This window comes from Aureimonas sp. AU4 (assembly GCF_001463765.1).
Taxonomy (GTDB): domain Bacteria; phylum Pseudomonadota; class Alphaproteobacteria; order Rhizobiales; family Rhizobiaceae; genus Aureimonas.
This window is the reverse complement of record NZ_BBWK01000069.1, coordinates 36,208-54,699: the sequence shown is the minus strand read 5'-3', so window position 1 is coordinate 54,699 and position 18,492 is coordinate 36,208. Positions and strand designations below refer to the sequence as shown.

The 18,492-nt window shown below is 67.5% G+C and carries 17 protein-coding genes; 13 read left to right on the top strand and 4 right to left on the bottom strand.

What is annotated here, in order from left to right; all coding sequences use genetic code 11:
* The 4 genes from AUL35_RS22645 to AUL35_RS18100 form a co-directional block, all read left to right on the top strand.
* On the top strand, positions 1-616 hold a 616-nt coding region (locus tag AUL35_RS22645; protein WP_192847117.1), incomplete at its 5' end, for a C-terminal helicase domain-containing protein.
* Entirely contained in the window at positions 613-891 is a 279-nt protein-coding gene (locus tag AUL35_RS18110; protein ID WP_062017429.1) for a hypothetical protein, read from the top strand. The genes AUL35_RS22645 and AUL35_RS18110, both read left to right, overlap by 4 nt.
* A gap of 3 nt (positions 892-894) precedes the next feature.
* Entirely contained in the window at positions 895-1,362 is a 468-nt protein-coding gene (locus AUL35_RS18105; RefSeq protein WP_062017425.1) for a hypothetical protein, read from the top strand.
* Positions 1,359-1,751: a LexA family transcriptional regulator gene (locus AUL35_RS18100; RefSeq protein WP_062017422.1), complete on the top strand. Its 393-nt coding sequence runs from the start codon at positions 1,359-1,361 to the stop codon at positions 1,749-1,751. The genes AUL35_RS18105 and AUL35_RS18100 overlap by 4 nt, the downstream gene beginning before the upstream one ends.
* A 435-nt stretch (positions 1,752-2,186) precedes the next feature.
* On the opposite strand, the gene fixJ is transcribed toward AUL35_RS18100, so the two are convergent.
* Both fixJ and AUL35_RS18090 read right to left on the bottom strand, forming a co-directional pair.
* Positions 2,187-2,798 carry a response regulator FixJ gene (gene fixJ / locus AUL35_RS18095; RefSeq protein WP_062017420.1) on the bottom strand — a complete coding sequence of 204 codons (612 nt, stop codon included), beginning with the start codon at positions 2,796-2,798 and terminating at the stop codon, positions 2,187-2,189.
* Positions 2,788-4,755 carry a PAS domain S-box protein gene (locus tag AUL35_RS18090; protein WP_082666433.1) on the bottom strand — a complete coding sequence of 656 codons (1,968 nt, stop codon included), beginning with the start codon at positions 4,753-4,755 and terminating at the stop codon, positions 2,788-2,790. The genes fixJ and AUL35_RS18090 overlap by 11 nt, the downstream gene beginning before the upstream one ends.
* 286 nt (positions 4,756-5,041) lie before the next feature.
* Here AUL35_RS18090 and AUL35_RS18085 point away from each other — a divergent pair, with 286 nt between their 5' ends.
* The 3 genes from AUL35_RS18085 to AUL35_RS18075 all read left to right on the top strand — a co-directional run bounded on the left by AUL35_RS18085 (position 5,042) and on the right by AUL35_RS18075 (position 9,538).
* Positions 5,042-7,108: a methyl-accepting chemotaxis protein gene (locus AUL35_RS18085; protein WP_192847116.1), complete on the top strand. Its 2,067-nt coding sequence runs from the start codon at positions 5,042-5,044 to the stop codon at positions 7,106-7,108.
* 441 nt (positions 7,109-7,549) lie between these two features.
* Positions 7,550-8,248: a hypothetical protein gene (locus AUL35_RS18080; RefSeq protein WP_062017415.1), complete on the top strand. Its 699-nt coding sequence runs from the start codon at positions 7,550-7,552 to the stop codon at positions 8,246-8,248.
* 111 nt (positions 8,249-8,359) lie between these two features.
* Positions 8,360-9,538: a zinc-dependent alcohol dehydrogenase gene (locus AUL35_RS18075; RefSeq protein WP_062017444.1), complete on the top strand. Its 1,179-nt coding sequence runs from the start codon at positions 8,360-8,362 to the stop codon at positions 9,536-9,538.
* 24 nt (positions 9,539-9,562) lie between these two features.
* On the opposite strand, the gene AUL35_RS18070 is transcribed toward AUL35_RS18075, so the two are convergent.
* Positions 9,563-10,618, bottom strand: coding sequence for a LacI family DNA-binding transcriptional regulator (locus tag AUL35_RS18070; protein ID WP_082666432.1), 1,056 nt, complete (start codon positions 10,616-10,618; stop codon positions 9,563-9,565).
* Between the two features lie 115 nt (positions 10,619-10,733).
* On the opposite strand from AUL35_RS18070, the gene AUL35_RS18065 reads away from it, so the two are divergent.
* The 6 genes from AUL35_RS18065 (at position 10,734) to AUL35_RS18040 (ending at position 16,925) form a co-directional block, all read left to right on the top strand.
* Complete coding sequence (locus tag AUL35_RS18065; protein WP_062017409.1) at positions 10,734-11,984, top strand: ABC transporter substrate-binding protein; 1,251 nt, start codon at positions 10,734-10,736, stop codon at positions 11,982-11,984.
* A 70-nt stretch (positions 11,985-12,054) separates the two neighbouring features.
* Complete coding sequence (locus tag AUL35_RS18060; protein ID WP_062017406.1) at positions 12,055-12,945, top strand: carbohydrate ABC transporter permease; 891 nt, start codon at positions 12,055-12,057, stop codon at positions 12,943-12,945.
* A complete protein-coding gene (locus AUL35_RS18055) occupies positions 12,942-13,871 on the top strand; it encodes a carbohydrate ABC transporter permease (protein WP_082666431.1) in 930 nt (309 codons plus the stop codon). Before AUL35_RS18060 ends, AUL35_RS18055 begins: the two co-directional genes overlap by 4 nt.
* 14 nt (positions 13,872-13,885) lie before the next feature.
* The gene (locus AUL35_RS18050; RefSeq protein ID WP_062017438.1) at positions 13,886-14,986 is read left to right on the top strand and encodes an ABC transporter ATP-binding protein; all 1,101 of its coding nucleotides are present in this window, start codon (positions 13,886-13,888) and stop codon (positions 14,984-14,986) included.
* Positions 14,987-15,008: 22 nt separating this feature from the next.
* On the top strand, positions 15,009-15,758 hold the full coding sequence (locus AUL35_RS18045; RefSeq protein WP_062017403.1) for a sugar phosphate isomerase/epimerase: 750 nt from the start codon (positions 15,009-15,011) through the stop codon (positions 15,756-15,758).
* Between the two features lie 3 nt (positions 15,759-15,761).
* Entirely contained in the window at positions 15,762-16,925 is a 1,164-nt protein-coding gene (locus AUL35_RS18040; protein WP_062017395.1) for a Gfo/Idh/MocA family protein, read from the top strand.
* Positions 16,926-16,943: 18 nt separating this feature from the next.
* On the opposite strand, the gene AUL35_RS18035 is transcribed toward AUL35_RS18040, so the two are convergent.
* Positions 16,944-18,467, bottom strand: a complete 1,524-nt coding sequence (locus AUL35_RS18035; protein WP_082666430.1) for a GGDEF domain-containing protein — start codon at positions 18,465-18,467, stop codon at positions 16,944-16,946.
* Positions 18,468-18,492: the final 25 nt, after the last annotated feature.

Sequence of the window (18,492 nt, the reverse complement as noted above, 5' to 3'; positions counted from 1 at the left end):
AGCGCTGCGCGTGACGACCGGATCCTTCGTCGAGCGTGGCGAGGCCGCCCGGCAGCTCGACATGTTCGCCCGCCGGATCACCGGCCTCGCGAAGGCGCGCTCGGTCGCCGCTATGGTGCGCCTCATCGTCCAGAGCGGCGAGCCGGTCCTCCTCGCAGGCTGGCACCGCGACGTCTACGACATCTGGCAGGACGTCCTCGCCGACCTTCGGCCGGTGCTCTACACCGGCACCGAATCCCAGTCGCAGAAGGACAAGGCGAAGGCCGCCTTCATGGCCGGCGAGACGGATCTGATGATCATCTCGTTGCGGTCCGGCGCCGGCCTCGACGGCTTGCAGCACCGCTGTTCGACGGTCGTCTTCGGCGAGTTCGACTGGTCACCGCAGGTGCACCGCCAGGTCGTCGGACGCGTGCGCCGGCCGGGCCAGCAGCGTCAGGTCGAGGCGATCTACATGCACACCGACGACGGGTCGGACCCGCTCATCATCGAAACGCTTGGCGTGAAGTCGAGCCAGTCCCGCGGCATCCTCGACCCGCTGAAGGGCGTCGAGCACGTCCATTCGGACGAGAGCCGCCTGCAGCGCTTGGCGGCGCGATACTTGGAGAACGCGTCGTGAACCTTCCTCGCGACCGATATGGGTGCATCCGGCGTCCGCCCACCTACGCGGAGGCGGAAGCCGTCAGGCCGCCAGTCGATGTCTCAGCCGAGGGCGACGCGGTGACGGCGTTGCGCATTCATCTCGAAGCGTTCGAGCGGCGCTTCGGTCGCGGGACGCTGATTAGCCTACTCAAGATCGAGATGATCTATCGCGGTGAGGATGCGCGGAAGTTGGATGCGGCGGCCCACAAGTTCGGTCCCGGCGCCATCGCATCGCCGTCGAATGGAGGCTGACCCATGCCCTACGCCGAGAACACGAGCGTCTCCGTCGAGAAGACCGAAGCCGAGATCAAGGCGACGCTCCGGCGCTACGGCGCCGACCGCTTCATGACGGGCGAGGATCGAGCAGGCGCCGTCATCTCGTTCGAGATGAAGGATCGACGGGTCACCTTCCGCTTGCCGCTGCCAGATCGTGCCGAACAGCGGTTCAAGTTCGACGGCCGGCGCAACGTCCGGCCGGTTGCGAAGCAGACGGAAGCTTGGGAGCAGGCCTGCCGCTCGCGCTGGCGCGCGCTGTTCCTCTGCATCAAGGCGAAGCTGGAAAGCGTGGAAAGCGGCATCGAGACTTTCGAGGATGCCTTCCTCGCTCAGATCGTCTTGCCGGACGGTGGGACTGTTGCGGATCATATTCTCCCCCGCATCGCCGACGCCTACGCGAGCGGGACCATGCAGCCGCTCCTCCCGCCGCCGAGGCCCCTGGCATGAAAACAGAGTTCGAGGACGCCCTTGCCGCTGCGCAGCTGACGGCCGAAGAGCGCGAGCTGCTCGAACGGCTGCGCAACCATCCGACCGTCGTGAAGCTCGCAGCTATGCGCCTCGCCCTTTCGGATCACGCCACCTTCGGCCTGACGCCGCGCATGCGGCAGACGATCGAGGCGATCCGCGATCTGACCGAGGAGAATAACATCTCGCCGACCGTCGAGGAGATCGGTCGGCGGGTCGGCCTGGTCTCGAAGAGCGGCGTGCACCGCCTTCTCTCGGCGCTCGCCGAGCGCCTCCTCGTGACCTGGTCGCCCGGCCGGACGCGGTCGATCCGGATCATCGAGCCGACCTTCGCCCCGCGTCCCGAGAAGATGCGGCGCGGCAACCGCTGAAACGAAGAAATGCCCGTCCTGCACATCGGCAGGGCGGGCCTTGTCCCGCGCCCTGAACTGGGCACATATGGTTCGAGTTCACGGTTTGGACTGTGTACCAATCTGCGATCCAAACGGGGCATCAGGACGCGAATCGCAAGCGCCCGAAACCCATACGGCGCAGGCGTTTCACCCTGCCCCTCGGCCGCCAGCCGAATCCCATCCTCTCCGCCATACGGCCTCGCCACCGATGAAGGCGCCACCCTACCTACTTCAGTACCCGACACCTGACCGTATGGGCCGGAGTTCAGGTGAACTCCGTCGTTGGGAAATTGCGCTTCGACGTGGGAGCTAGCGGGGCGAGTTCGCCCGCCGGCGTGGTCTTCCTTCGAGCTCGGAAGGCGTCCCGCCGGCTTGTTCGGCAAACCCGCGGCCGAGGGGCGTTTCGTTCCGATCTCAAGCCTGTGAGCGCTCCAGAAAGAGCGCGATGAGGTCGGAGGTGCTCTTGGCCTCGATCTTCTCGATGAGGTTGGCGCGGTGCACCTCGACCGTCCGGGGGCTGATGCCGAGTTCGTGGGCGATGATCTTGTTCTGCTTTCCGGATGCAACGAGCTCGAGAACCTGACGCTCGCGCGGCGTGAGACGGGCGAGGCGCTCCTCGATCGCCGCGCGGCGCTTCGTGCGACGGCCTTCCGCCTGCCCGCGTTCCAGTCCCTGCCGCAGGACCGCGAGCAGCGCCTGATCGTCGAAGGGCTTCTCGATGAAGTCCATCGCGCCCGCCTTCATGGCCTGAACCGCCATGGCGACATCGGCGTGCCCGGTCATCACCACGACGGGCATCGTGACGCCGAGCCCCCGCACGGCCCGCATGAGTTCGATGCCGTCCATGCCCGGCATACGAACATCGCACAGGATGCAGCCCGCCACGTCCTGATCCAGCATGTCGAGAAAGCTCCGGCCGGAATCGTATATCCGCGCGGGCAGGCCGTTGGCGGACAGGAGAAAGGCGATCGAGCGGCGGACGGCCTTGTCGTCGTCGATGATGTGGACGGCTGGATCAGAAGGCATGGGCGATCTCGCGCGGGGATGAGCGGCGCAGCGTGAAGCGGAAGACGGTGCCCCCTTCCGTGTTGGGCATGGCGGATATCTGGCCGCCGTGGGCCTCGACGATCGTGCGGCAGATCGAGAGCCCGACCCCCATGCCGTCGCGCTTCGTCGTCACGAAGGGCTGAAAGAGCTTCGACGCGACGGCGGGATCGATCCCCGGTCCCGTATCGGCCACCAGAATCTCCACGAGATCGGCGCCCGCCGAGCTTGCCGTGACGGTCAGCTCGCGGCGAGGCGCCGCCTCCATCGCCTCCACGGCGTTCCGCATCAGGTTCAGGAGGACCTGCTGGATTTGGACGCGATCCACCCAGACGCTCGGCAGGGTCGGGTCCAGACGGAACGCCACCCGCACCCCCTTCTCCCGGATGCCGACGAGCGCGAGCGCGCTCGCCTCCTCGACGAGCTGGGGAAGTGCCTCGCTCTGCCGGCGGCTCTCGCCGCGCGTCACGAACTCCCGCATCGAGCGGATGATGCGGCCCGCTCGCAGGGCCTGGTGAGCGGCCTCCTCGATCGCTTCCGAGACCAGTTCGCCGCCCTGCCCCGGCAGGCTCGAGAGGAGGGGTGCGCAGCCGCGCAGGTAGTTCGAGATCGCGGTGAGCGGCTGATTCAGCTCGTGCGCAAGCGTCGAGGCCATTTCGCCGAGCGCGGTGTAGCGCGACACATGGAGAAGCTCGCCCTGGATCTGGCTGAAGCGCTCCTCGGCACGGCGGTTTTCCGTCAGGTCCCGTATGAAGCCGATGAAGTGGCGCGCATCGCCCGTCGGCACCTCGCCGACCGACAGTTCCATCGGGAAGGTCGAGCCGTCGCGGCGCCGGCCGAGCACGACGCGCCCGACCCCGATGACGCGCCGCTCGCCGGTCTCTTCGTAGCGCGTGAGAAAGCCGTCATGGGCGCTGCGATAGGGCTCCGGCATCAGCAGGCGGACGTTCTCGCCGACGACCTCCGTCCGCCCGAAGCCGAAGAGCCGTTCCGCCGCCTTGGAGAAGGAGCGGATGGTTCCCTTCGCGTCGATCACGACCATGGCGTCCGGCACGGTCTCGAGAATCGAGCGCAGATGCTCCTCGCCGACCTTGCGCTCGTGGATGTCTTCCAGGAGACCGTACCACCGCACGACCCCACCATCCGGCGCCATGCGCGGCGCCGCATAGGCACGGAACCAGCGAAAGCGCCCGTCCCTGACCCGCAGACGATATTCGAGGTCGACCGGCCGACGTGTCTCGATCGAATGCCGCCAGGCTTCGAGGGTCGAAGCGATGTCGTCGGGATGAAGCATACGCGCCCAGCCGTCCCCGAGCGCCTCGTCCTCCGTCATGCCCGTGACGTCGAACCAACGGGGTCCGGCCGAGACGATGTGCCCCTGCGCGTCGGCTGCCCAAAGGATCTGCGGGCTGAGCGCAACGACATGGCGGTAGTTGTCGTCGCTTTCTCGCAAGGCCGTCTCGGCTTCATCGCGAAGACGAAGCACCCGGACCTGCTCGGTCGTCTCGGCGCAGGCGCAGAATAGGCCGAGCACCGTCCCGCCCGGCTCGCCGACGGGCGTATAGGAGAAAGCGTAGTGCGTTTCCTCCGGTCCACGCCCGCGATCGATCGTCAGGGCGATGTCGTCCATCTGGATCGCCTCGCCCCTGAAGACTCGCTCGACCAGGGGCGCCAGCTCGTCCCGGATCTCGGGCCAGACATCGAGGAGCGGTCGCCCGGTGGCGGAGGGGTGCTTGGAACCCAGGAAGGGAATGTAGGCGTCGTTGTAGTAGAGGCGCGCCGAGGGTCCCCAGGCCAAGAACATGGGCTGGCGAGACGCCATCATGGTCGAGAACAGAAGGCCCGCGCGGTCGAGCCCCTCCGGCAGCGAAGACGAAGTGCGCCGCCCGGTTGCACTGTCAACAGCCCGCTCGACGACCGACGACATCGCGTGCGCCACCCCCTCCGTCCTTCTTCGGATGCCGCACGCCCGCTCGAGGCCACGCACCCGCAAGCTCCTGCGCGATTGATCGATACGTCGTTCGGTGAACGACGATCATCGTTCGACACAACTCATAGCTAGGATCGCCAGTATGCCGCGCACTGCGATACTCGCCAAGCAAGATATAGGTGTTTTCACGCAGTGCCCCTTACAACGTGGGGTAAGGTGAGCCCGCAAATATTGTCGCGCCAGATCAACCCCGGCGCCAGTCGACTACAGGCGGCGTCCTCTAAGGTTCATGACCGTGCGCCTTTCGATCAAGACCAAGCTTGCCGGCACCTTCGGTGGCGTTCTTCTGATGCTCGCGGCCTCGGGTTATCTCGGCATATCGAGTCTCGGCTCGGCCAACGAGACGATGAAGGGCTTCGCCGAAGGCCCCTTCACCCGCGCGATCCATCTGGGCGGCATCGCCAAGCAGGTCGAGACCATGGGCCGCTCGCTGAATGCCCTGGTGATGGTGACCGACCCCGCGCTGAAGGCGGATCGCCGCAAGACGATCGATGAGACATATGCCAAGACCAAGGCCGATCTGAACGACTATCGCGATGCCGTCCGTTCCACGGACACCGGTGCCGCCGACGCGACCGGCGAGGTGCTCAAACAGCTGGATGCCTGGAGGGAGACGGCGGACAGGGCGATGGCCCTTTCGGACCAGAACTCCAATGCGAACGGGGTTCGGCTCAACGTCGAAAAGGGGCAGCCCCTCGGCGACCAGTTGCTCGACCATCTCAACGCGACCCGGCAAAAGATGCTTCCGAACGGCACCGACGGCCCGGTGCGAACGATCAACGGAGATTTGCAGGTCGCGCTTCAGACGCTGCGTTACCTGACGATCGCGGCGATCGCCGACACGGACACCGGCCGCCTCGAAGCCTCCAGGCCTCTCTTTGAGACCACGCTCGCCTCGATCCGGCAACGATTTGCGGACTACCGCGCCGCCGGAGCCGCAACGCCCTTGGCCGAGGAGATCAACCGGACGGCGGCCGAAAGCAGGAATGCGCTCGACGTTCTGGACCAGATCTTCGCGCTCGGGCTCGCGAACGCGGACGCCAAGGCGGTCGACATCGCCATCAACGAGGTCCGTCCGCTTACGCTCGCCATCAACGCCAAGGTCGCCGACCTCGTCGCCTCCGAAGCCAAGGTGGCGAGTGCCATGCGCGCGGCGACCGAGGCGACCTATCTGTCGACCCGCAACGCGCTGATCGCGGTCCTGATCCTGGCCCTCGTCGCCGGCTCGGCGGCCGCAAGCTGGATCGCCTTCTCGATCGCCCGGGGCGTGTCGCGCGCGGTTCGTCTCGCGGACGCGATCGGAGCCGGCGACGTGTCGCAGCAGGTCGAGGCCAAGGGATCCGACGAGATCGGCACGCTTCTGCGCTCGATGAACGCGATGAGCGTCAAGCTCTCGCAGATCGTGTCTGACGTCATCGGCTCCGCCGCGCAGGTGGCCGCCGGATCGCGCCAGTCGGCCGCCACCGCCGAGCAGCTCTCGTCGGGCTCGACCGAGCAGGCGGCCGCCTCCGAGGAAACCTCGGCGGCCGTCGAGGAGATGTCGGGCAACGTGCGCCAGAACGCCGACAACGCCGCGCAGGCCGAACGCACGGCCGTGCGGGCGCGGGCGCTGGCCGAGGACGTGGCGGGTGCGACATCGCAGGCCGTCGCCTCCATGGGCGAGGTCGCCGAGAAGGTTCGCCTCGTCCAGGAGATCGCGCGCCAGACCGATCTCCTCGCCCTCAATGCCGCGATCGAGGCCGCGCGAGCCGGCAGCCATGGCAAGGGGTTCGCCGTGGTGGCATCGGAAGTGCGCAAGCTCGCCGAACGGGCACAGGCGGCCGCCGTCGAGATCGGGACGCTGTCCGCCGGCACGCTCGACACCGCCACGGGAGCGGGCCGCAAGATGGCCGAGCTCCTGCCGGCCATCCAACAGACGACCGAGCTCGTCGCCGAGATCTCGGCGGCGTGCCGCGAACAGTCGATCGGCATCGAGCAGATCAACCAGGCCGTGGTGCAACTCGATCAGGTCACGCAGGCGAATGCCGGCGCCGCCACCGAGATGACCGCGACCGCCGAGGCCCTGTCGGGCGAGGCAACGAGCCTCAACGAACGAGCCGCGTTCTTCCGCCTAAAGGGCAAGGCGTCGCAGCCCGGCGAGGTCGCATCGTCCGTCGCGCAGCCTGGCGACGTGCGGTCCCTTCAGGCTCGGGCTCGCGCGTTCGCGGATCAGCCCGCGGAGGCGTACCCGGTGCTCCAGCGCTCAGGCGGCGTCGATTCGCAAGGTCGCGACGAAGCGGACGTCAGGCGCGCCAGCCGCTGATCGCAGTGTGACCTTTCCAGCGTCTATGCCCGGACCGTTCGTCCGGGCAAAGACGCTCGCCGCAGCGTCGGACGCGGGAGCAGGTATGATTCAACTCCCCTCTCCGCTGGCCCGCGCCATCAGCAACGGATCCTCGGGGTGCTCGTCGCGGCAATCTCGCCCGACGCGGACGTCCGTCAGTTCTTCAAGGCTCGTCCCAGCCTCGACACCTGCGCTACGGAGTGGAGCAAGTCCTTCTGCTCCCAGGCCATTCTCGCAAAGCGCCTCCCAATGATCCCGGACACATATGAGGACGAGCACCGTCCGCGCGTCGTTCCGGGGCGAGCACGACAACGGTAAGTGTGCCTAAATTTTCGTGGATCGATCGGGAAGACGAGCCTAATAACCCGGCCGTAGGCTTCGCAACGTATGTCGGGAAGCGCAGGAGAGGCGGTTCCCCGCATGGCATGGCATTCCCCGTCGATCGATTGGCGCGAGACGCGTCGCCCCCGGGTGTCCGTCTGGCTTCTCGCCTTCCTCGCAACTCTCCTGATCGCGCCGACGATGGGTCTGGCGCTTGCGAGCTACTGGCCCGTCGCGTTTCAGGAGAACGGTCTGATCGAGACGCCTCAGATGGCGTTGCTTGCGCTCACGGCGGCTTTGTTCGCGCAAGCCTACATTCGATCGCGCAATGCCCGAGCGGTCTTCAGCGCTGTGATGCTTCTCGCCGCGCTGCTCGCCCTGCAGCGCGAGATACCGGCCTGCGAAAGTCCATTCTACGAGGGCGGCGTTTGTGCGACGCGTCCGGCCAAGACCCTGTTTTCGGCTGGAGCCGTGACGGCCTGCGTAATTCTCGGCTTGATGAGAATCACCCCCTGGCGCGGCACGCTCGATCTGCGGAACCTCGCCTGGGTTTGGCCCGTCGCTCTCGCGGCTGTCCTGCTCGGCCTGGCGGAAGTCGCCGAGCACGAGGTCCTCGTCCACATCGAGGAAACGCTGGAGCTGGGAGCCTATCTGTACCTCGCGGTCTTCGCGGCCGACGTCGCCTTCCAGCGTCCGTCCTCGCTCCCGAATGCAACGCGCGATCTCCGTCCCCTGAGGCGGGCACCGCGTAGCCACGACGCGAACAAGACCGGAACCCTGCCCGAAACCGCCGGTTGACCGCACGAGACGGACGGCGCCCATTCCTCCTAGCGACCGCTCGGAACGACGCGATGCGCGTCGTTGGGAAACGCCCCGTCGGACCCGAAGACTGGCGGACGGAGTATGCCCATGAAGGCCCTCACCTGGCACGGCAAAGGCGACATGCGATGCGAGACGGTTCCCGATCCGAAGATCGAGGATGACCGCGACGTCGTGATCAAGGTCACGGCCTGCGCGATCTGCGGTTCGGACCTTCATCTCTATGGCGGCTACATGCCGACCATGAAGAGCGGCGACATCGTCGGCCACGAGACCATGGGCGAGGTCGTGGAAGTGGGCCGGGGCGCGAGTCGCTTGAAGGTCGGCGACCGCGTCGTCGTTCCGTTCACGATCTGCTGCGGCGAATGCCGCCAGTGCCGGTGGGGCAATTGGAGCTGCTGCGAGCGCACCAATCCGAACGGGCGGATGCAGGCCGAGCAGTTCGGCTATCCCCTCGCCGGGCTCTTCGGCTACTCGCACATCACCGGCGGCTTCGCGGGCGGGCAGGCGGAATACCTGCGCGTGCCCCATGCCGATGTCGGGCCCCTCGTCGTGCCGCCGGGGCTCTCCGACGAGCAGGTCCTCTTCCTCTCCGACATCTTCCCGACCGCCTGGATGGCGGCCGAGAACTGCGGCCTGAAGGGAGGCGAGACGGTTGCGATCTGGGGCTGCGGTCCGGTCGGCGTGCTGGCGGTGAAGTCCGCCCTCATGCTGGGAGCCGAGCGCGTGATCGCGATCGACAGCGTGCCCGAGCGGCTGGCGCTGGCACGGCAGGCCGGCGCGGAGACGATCGATTTCGCGAACGAGAACATTCAGGACCGCCTAATGGAGATGACGGCAGGCCAGGGGCCCGACGCCGTGATCGAGGCGGTCGGCATGGAATCCCACGGCGCCGACACGCTGGCGCAGAAGGTTTCGTCGGCCGTCATGTCGGCGACGGTCTCGATGGAGCGCCCCTTCGCGCTCAACCAGGCCATCACGGCGTGCCGTCCGGGCGGCGTCGTGTCGATGCCGGGCGTCTATGCCGGCCCGGTCGGTCCCGTCATGATGGGTGTCCTCATGAACAAGGGCCTGACGCTCCGGACCGGCCAGACGCACATGCTGCGTTACATGAAGCCGCTGCTGGAGCGCATCGAGCGCGGCGAGATCGATCCGTCCTTCATCATCAGCCACCGCTCCACGAGCCTGGAAGACGGGCCGGAACTCTACAAGCTGTTCCAGGAGAAGAAGGACAACTGCACCAAGGTCGTGATCCGCCCGCACGGCTGAGGGAGCGCGCGGCGCCCCCGGCCCTCAGGCCGGAGGCGGCGCGCTGGAGCCGGCGATCCGCAGCCGGTTCGCAAGGACGACGTGGCGTTCCTCCGGCTCCTCGCCGTCCAGAAAGGCGAGGAGCTGCCGAGCCGCCGTCTCGCCGATCAGGAAGCGCGGCTGGCAGACGGTGGTCAGCGCCGGCTCGCAATAGTCCGCGAACTCGATCCCGTCGAAGCCCACAACCGAAACGTCCTGCGGCACGCGGCGGCCGGCCGCCCGCAGCGCCTTCATGAAGCTGATGGCCGCCTCGTCTGAGCAGGCGACGACGCCGGTCGGCGCGGGGTCGAGGGTCAGGAAGCGCGCGGCCGCTTCCTCGCCGCCCTCGAAGGTGAACTGTCCCGGCAGCTTTTCGAGCGTCACGCCGGGCACGTCGCACGCCCGCATGAAGCGGCGCAGCGCATGCCAGCGGGTCTCCGCGTTGAAGTTGCCCTCCGGCCCGGCGAGATGGGCGAGCCGCCGGTGGCCGAGATCGATGAGATGCCGCAACGCGCCGACGATGGCCTCCCCCTCGTCGGTCAGGACGCTGTAGCCGCGCTCGTCGATTGGCGCGCAGGCGCTGACGATCGGGATGGCGGCCTCGAGGATGGAGCGATCGTCGATGCGCGGCAGGATGCCGGACAGGACGATCACCCCGTCGATATGACCGGAAAAGACGAGTTCGGCGAGCTGGCGCTCGCGCGCGCCGTCCTCGTCGAGATTGCCCATGATCGCCGAGTAGCCGGCGGCGGCGAGCGTCACGTCGATGCCGCGCAGGACTTCGGCAAAGAAGGGCGGGTTGGCGCGCTTCGGAACGACGATGAGCACGGTGCGCGTCCGCCCGCGCCGCAGGCTCCGGGCGGCGGCGTTCGGGATATAGCCGAGCTCGCGGATCGCCTCCAGAACCCTAGTACGGGTGGGGCCGCGAACGCTGTCGGGCTGCGCCAGGGCACGCGAGACGGTGGCCGTCGACACGCCGGCCCGGCGCGCGACGTCGTTGATCGTCGCAGCGCCTCCCGTCCGAGCGCGGTCCCTCGCCGCACCGCCCCTCGATCCGCTCACAGTCGCGTTCCCCCACTTGCCAACACCGGCCGCCTCGTTCTAGCCTTCTCTTGTAATCGATTACAACTGAGCTCGACACGAGCCGCCGGATCGAAACGCTGGGAGACAAGCGATCATGACATTGCGGACGACGTGCGCCCTTGCGGGCGTGGCCCTTCTGGCCGTTTCGGCCACGCTTCCGGCCCGGGCGCAGTCGCCCGAGCGTGCCGAGGTCATGCACTGGTGGACCTCGGGCGGCGAGGCCGCGGCCGTGAAGGTCTTCGCGGACCGCTTCAAGGCGGCGGGCGGCGAGTGGGTCGATTCCGCGGTCGCCGGCGGCGAGGCGGCACGCGCCGCCGCGATTAACCGCATCATCGGCGGCAATCCTCCCGCCTCCTCCCAGTTCAACACCGGACGCCAGTTCGACGACCTCGTAGGCCAGGGTCTTCTGGCCGACATGTCGAGTGTCGCCACCGAAAACAAGTGGGCGTCGGTCATGCCGGAGGCGATCGTCAACGCCGCCTCGCGCGACGGCAAGTTCTACGCAGTGCCGGTCAACATCCATGGCCAGAACTGGATGTTCTACAATGCCGCGACCTTCGAGAAGGCCGGCATCACGGAGGCGCCCGCGACCTTCGACGCCTTTTTCGCAGCGCTCGACAAGCTGAAATCCGCCGGCGTCACACCGATGGCCTGGGGCGGACAGGCCTGGCAGGAAACGCTGGTCTTCGACGCGTTCCTGCTCGGCCATGTCGGCAAGGACAACTTCATCAAGATCTTCCGCGACCACGACGCCTCGGTCGTCAACTCAGCCGAGTTCAAGCGGTCGGTCGAGGACTTCGGCAAGCTGCGCGGCTATGTCGATGCCGGAGCGCCGGGCCGTAACTGGAACGATGCGACCGCGATGGTCATCACCGGCCAGGCGGGCGTCCAGATCATGGGCGACTGGGCGAAGGGCGACTTCATCAACGCCAAGATGACGCCCGGGAAGGATGCCGGCTGCGCGCTCGTGCCGGGCGACGCGGGCTATGTCATGGGCGGCGACGTCTTCGTGTTCCCGAAGAACGGCTCCGACACGCCGACCGCTCCGCAGGCGCTTCTCGCCAAGACGATGCTCGATCCCGAGACGCAGATCGAGTTCAACAACAAGAAGGGCTCGATCCCCGTCCGCACCGACGTCGACACGTCGAAGATGGATGCCTGCGCGCAGAAGGGCGTCGCGGAGGTGCGCGACACGGCGAAGCAGGTTCCGGCCGCGACCTACATGATCTCGGCCGACACGACCGGGCAGTTGCAGGACGCGATCACCAACTTCTTCTCGAACCCCTCGGCCAGCGCGGACGACTTCATCGCGAGCTACGCGGACATCATCGGCTCCGCCGACTGAGTCCGCCGTCCGGCGGCGGCCCTCCCATTGCCGCCGCCGGACCGTCGTCTTCTCGCGCCGGAGGTCTCTCGTGACACGCAGACGCAAGATCGCCTGGGCGCCCCGGCTGGCGCTCCTCCCTGCCCTTCTCGTGGTCGTCTTCGCCTATCTGGGCACGATGGCCTGGACCGTCTGGATCTCGCTGACGAGTTCGCGGCTCCTGCCGGTCAACAACTTCGTGGGCGCCGACCAGTACACGCGCCTGTTCAACGACGCGCGCTGGGTCGTGTCGATCCAGAACATCGCGACCTTCGGCGTGCTCTTCGTCGGCATCTGCCTCGTGCTCGGCTTTCTTCTGGCCGTGGCACTCGACCAGCGGGTGCGCGCCGAGGACGGCCTGCGCACGATCTTCCTCTATCCCTATTCCATGAGCTTCATCGTCACCGGCCTCATCTGGCAGTGGATGATGAACCCGACGCTCGGCATCCAGAAATCGGTGCGCGACCTCGGCTGGACCAGCTTCTCCTTCGACTGGAGCGTCCAGCGCGACATGGCCATCTACGCGGTCGTGATCGCGGGCGTCTGGCAGGCATCCGGCCTCGTCATGGCGCTGATGCTGGCGGGGCTGCGCGGCGTCGACCAGGAACTCTGGAAGGCCGCCCGGGTCGACGGCGTGCCGGCCTGGCGCTTCTATCTCTCGATCGTCCTGCCGCTGCTCAAGCCGATGATCGTGACCTCCGTAGTGCTGCTCTCGATCGCGGTGGTGAAGGTCTACGATCTCGTGATCGCGCTGACCAACGGCGGTCCCGGCACGGCGACCTCCATGCCCGCGACCTTCGTCATGGATTATCTCTTCAGCCGCCAGAACATCGGTCTGGCGACTGCCGCCTCCAGCGTCATGCTGGTCACGGTCCTCTGCGTCCTCGTGCCCTGGCTCTACGTCGAGTACTTCCGCCCGAACCGCGCCGGAGCCCACGCATGACGGCGCTGACGCAGGTCCCGGCACTCGCCTCCACCGGCCGCGCCTTTCCGGCCGCGGCGCGCGGGCCGAAACCCCGGCATCTCACGGCCGGACGGGTGGGGCTCTACGCCTTTCTCCTGATCGCGGCCCTCTTCTTCCTCCTGCCCTTCTACATCATGGTGGTGACCTCACTGAAGACGATGGACGAGATCCGCGTCTCCTCGATCTTCGCCTGGCCCGCCGATCTCACGCTGGATGCCTGGCGCGCCGCCTGGTCGACCGCGTGCACGGGCCTTGCCTGCAACGGCATCCAGGCCGGCTTCCTGAACTCGGTGAAGATCCTCGTGCCGAGCGTCCTGATCTCGATAGCGGTCGGCTCGGTGACGGGCTACGCTCTGTCGCTCTGGCGGCCGAAGGGCGCGAACCTCCTCTTCGCCGTACTGCTGCTCGGCGCCTTCATCCCCTATCAGGTCTTCATCTACCCGCTGGTGCGCATGTTCTCGGCGGTCGGCCTCTACGGCTCGCTGCCCGGCATCGTCCTCATCCATACGACCTTCGGCCTGCCGGTGATGACGCTCCTCTTCCGCAACTACTACGGGAGCCTCCCGTCCGAGCTCTTCAAGGCCGCGCGCGTGGATGGTGCGGGTTTCTGGCAGATCTTCTTTCGCGTGCTCCTGCCCATGTCCGCGCCGATCCTCGTGGTCGCCGCGATCCTGCAGGTCACGGGCATCTGGAACGACTTCATCTTGGGGCTGGTCTTCGCGGGGCGCGACAACCTGCCGATGACGGTGCAGCTCAACAACATCGTCAATTCGACCCAGGGTGAGCGCCTCTACAACGTGAACATGGCGGCCACCATCCTCACCGCGCTGGTGCCGCTCGTCGTCTACTTCGTGTCCGGCCGCTGGTTCGTGCGGGGCATCGCAGCCGGGAGCGTCAAGGGATGAACGCGATGACGCAGATGAACGCGGCCCGCACCCGCGAGAGCGCGGTCGAGGTGAAGGAACTCGGCATTCGCTACGGCTCGCTCGACGTCATGAAGGGCATGGACCTCGCGATCGCGCGCGGCGAGTTCCTCGTGCTGCTGGGCCCATCGGGCTGCGGCAAGTCCACGCTCCTCAACGCCATCGCGGGCCTTCTCGACGTGTCCGACGGCGAGATCTGGATCTCGGGCCGCAACGTGACCTGGGCGGAGCCGGCCGAGCGCGGCATCGGCATGGTGTTCCAGTCCTACGCGCTCTACCCGCGCATGACGGTGGCCGAGAACCTGTCCTTCGGCCTTCGCATGACGAAGACTCCGCGCGCCGAGATCGACCGTCGCGTGGCCGGCGCGGCGAAGCTCCTGCAGCTGGAGCCGCTTCTCAAGCGCCGGCCGGGCGAGCTCTCGGGCGGCCAGCGCCAGCGCGTCGCGATCGGCCGCGCGCTCGTGCGCGAGGTCGACGTCTTCCTGTTCGACGAGCCGCTCTCGAACCTCGACGCCAAGCTGCGCGCGGAGCTCCGGGTCGAGATCAAGAAGCTTCACCAGGAGCTTGGAAACACGATGGTCTACGTCACGCACGACCAGATCGAGGCGATGACGCTGGCCGACCGGATCGCCGTCATGCGCGGCGGCGTGATCCAGCAGCTCGACGCGCCGGCCGAGGTCTATGCGCGGCCGCGCAACCTCTTCGTGGCGGGCTTCATCGGCTCGCCCGCCATGAACTTCATCGAGGGCGGTCTCGCGGCCGGGGCGGACGGTCCGGCCTTCGAGGCAAGCGGCATCCGCGTACCGCTGGGACGCTACGGCTTCCTCGCCGCACCCGCCGCCCGGCCCGCCACTCTGGGCGTGCGACCCGAGCATGTCTCGATCCGGCCGGGCGAATACGCCTTCGAGGCGGAAGGACCGGTCGACGTCGTGGAGCCGATGGGCGCCGACACGCTCGTCTGGACGCGCTTCGCCGGCCGTCCGTTCTCGATCCGCACCGACGGCGAGCGCCGCTTCCAGGTCGGCGATCCCATTCGCTTCTCCTTTGATCCCGCCCGCGCCTCGCTGTTCGACACGGCAAGCGGCGAGCGGCTCTGACATCCCCAACCGGACAGCCCCCATGAACTCGATGCAGCTCTATTCGGCGCGCAACTTCCCGCCGCTCGCCGACCAACTCGCAACCCTCTCCGCGCTCGGCTACAAGGCCGTCGAGCCGTTCGGCGGCCTCTACGACGATCTCGACGCCCTGGCGGACGGCGTGAAGGCGAACGGCTTCTCGGTCCCCAGCGGCCACTTCTCGGTCGACCTTCTGGAGAATCGCTTCGAGCGCACGCTCGAGATCGCCCGCCGCCTCGGAATTGGCCTCGTCGTCGTGCCCTACCTGCTGCCCGCCGACCGTCCGGGCGACGTGGCCGGCTGGCAGGCGTTCGCGCGCCGCCTTGCCGCGATGGCCGACCGGGTGTCGGCCGAGGGGCTGCGCTTTGCCTGGCACAACCACGACTTCGAGATGCGCGCTCTGGAGGACGGCTCGCGCCCGATCGAGCACCTTCTCGATGCCTCGGACAAGATCGGTTGGGAAGCGGACGCCGCGTGGATCGTGCGCGGCGGCGAGGACCCGGCTCGCTGGATCGAACGCTACAGCGGGCGCATTTCCGCTCTGCACGTCAAGGACTTGGCGCCGTCCGGCGAGAAGACGGACGAGGACGGGTGGGCGGACGTCGGCACCGGAACGATGGACTGGTCCGCCATCTGGCGCGCCGCGAAGGCGGCCGGCTGCGACCTGATGGTGGCCGAGCACGACAATCCGTCCGACTTTCGCCGCTTCGCCGAAACGAGCCTGCGGACGATGAACGGTTTCGAGGGGAACTGAACCATGGTGCAGCGTATCGGTCTCGTCGGCTGCGGCGTCATCTCCGACATCTACCTCACCAACGCGGCGCTCTTTCGTGACATCCGCTTCACGGCGGTGGCCGACGCCCGTCCGGAGGCGGCCGAGGCTCGCGCCAAGACCTACGGCCTGAAGGCGCTTACGCTCGACGAGCTCTACGAGAGCCCGGACGTCGACATCGTCCTGAACCTCACCAACCCGGACGCCCATGCCGAGGTGTCGCTGCGGGCGCTGCGCGCCGGCAAGCACGTCTACGGCGAGAAGCCGTTGGCGACGACGCTGGAGGACGGCGAAGCGATCATGAAGCTTGCCGAGGAGAAGGGCCTGCGCGTCGGCTCGGCACCCGACACTGTGCTGGGCGCCGGCACGCAGACCGCGCGGCGCCTGATGGAGGACGGCACGGTCGGCCGCACGCTGTCGGGCGTCGCCACGATCATGTCGCGCGGCATGGAGCACTGGCACCCGGCGCCGGCCTTCTACTTCAAGCCGGGCGGCGGCCCGGTGCTCGATATGGGTCCCTACTACCTCTCCGCCCTGGTCACGCTGCTCGGCCCCATCGAACAGGTCGTCGCGATGGGCCAGATCGGGTTGGCCGAACGCACCGTGACGGCGAATGGACCTAATGTCGGCCAGGTCATCCCGGTGACGACGCCGACCACCTTCCATGCCCTCCTCGGCTTCCGGTCCGGCGCGCAGGTGACGCTTCTCGCGAGCTTCGATGTCTGGAAGCACGGCATGACGCCGATCGAGCTCTACGGCACCGGCGCCTCGATCCGCGTGCCCGACCCGAACTTCTTCGGCGGGACGATCGAGATCGCGGACAACCGCGACACGTGGAGTCCGATCGAGGCGGGCGAGGAGCGGCTGACCGAGCTGAACTACCCCGCCGCCTCGCCGCGCTACGCGAACTATCGGGGGCTGGGCCTTGCCGAGATGGCGGCGGCCATCGAGGCCGGGCGGCCCCATCGGGCAAGCGGCGAGCTCGCGCTGCACGTTCTGGAAGCCATGCTCGGCATCCTGCAGTCCGCCGAGACGGGCCAGCCGGTGCGCCTGCGCCACGACTGCCGCCAGCCGGAGGCTCTGACGCCCGATGACCGTCGCGCGCTGCTCTCCAATGATCAGCGGGACGCACGGCGCACGGCCGCCTGATCCGGCCAGCCGAAGCCCTCAGGCGCGAAGGGCGACGACCTCGTCGCCCTTCGCCTGAAACTGCTCGACGCGGTTCCGCCCGGCGTTCTTGGCACGGTAGAGCGCCTTGTCGGCCCGGGCGATCAGTTCGGCGGGCGCCATGTCGGACGGTGCGTCGCCGAGGTCCTGCGTGGCGATGCCGATCGAGACGGTGACCACGCCGCCGCCCTTGTTCCCCGCGTGGCGCATCTGCAGGCCCTGGATGTTGGCGCGCAGGTGCTCCGCCACCAGCACCGCGACACCCGGCGTGACGTCGATCAGGAGGAGGGCGAACTCCTCGCCGCCGAAGCGGGCCAGATGCCCTATGGTCTCGAACGTTCCCTGCTGCAACGTTCCCGCGACCCGGCGCAGGCAACCGTCGCCGGCCAGATGGCCGTATGTGTCGTTGAAGGCCTTGAACTGATCGACGTCGAACAGGAGCATCGAAAGCGACGTGCCATTCTGCGCCGCGCTCGCCCACTCGCGCGCCATGGCCTCGTCGAAGGCGCGGCGGTTCGGAAGACCGGTCAGAACGTCGGTGCGGGCCTGCAGCGTCATCTTCTCGCGCGTGTCGAAGTTCGAGGCGAGATGGCGGTCGAGTTGGCGGCTGACCATGACGACGCAGCCGATCAGGAGTGCCAGCGCACCGAACGACGCCAGTGTCGTCGCCCCCCAGCCGGGCAGCACGCCGACGTCGAGCGCGACGACGACCGTGAGCGCGGCATTGGGCACTCGTTCGAACGCGCGGATGCGATCGACGCCGTCTATCGGCGACGGCCCGGAATTCGAACCCGAGGGAAGGCTCAGGGCAGGACGGAAAGCGTCGGAATTGGCGAAGTTGCGCCCGATACGATCGCTCACCTGTGGGAAACGCGCGAGAAGGACACCGTCGGCTCGATACAGGGCGATCCCGGAGCGCCCTGTCATGTCGTAGTTGTTGTAGACACTCGAGAGGTAGCTGCTGCGGAGCGCCAGAACCACGAGGCCCATCGGCTGTCCTGCATCGTCCTGCCAGGTCTCGATGGCTGGTATCAACCAATCGCCTCCGCCGCGTGACTGAAACGGAATTCCGATCTGATCGACCTTTGTGGCGAGGGCCGGAAACGGATGGAACCACTCCAGCTGCGGAGCCCGGGTGCATTCCTTGCCGGAGGCCAGAACAAGCTGCCCCGTCCTGTCGAAGGCGCAGATACTCTCGACCGCTGACAGCCGGAGTAGCCGGTCGCGCCACGTTCTTTCCGAACTCGCGACATCCGCCTCGCCGCGCATCAACTGGGTCGCCGACTGGACCATGTCGAACTGAAGCATATCGATGAGGCTGGTGAGGTCTGCGGCATGGCGCGACAGGGCGCGCGCCATCAGAACGGCTTCATGCTCGACCCTTTCGCGGGACGCACGAGCATCCGCGAAATGGAACCAGAAGCTGACCGCCAGCAATGCAACGCAAAGCAGGGAAACGACGACGCGGAACCAGAGCCGCATGGCCCGGTCTGCCCCTTCCGCGACGGCAAATCCCGCTGACATCGGCGCGCTCCCTCTCCCACCCGGA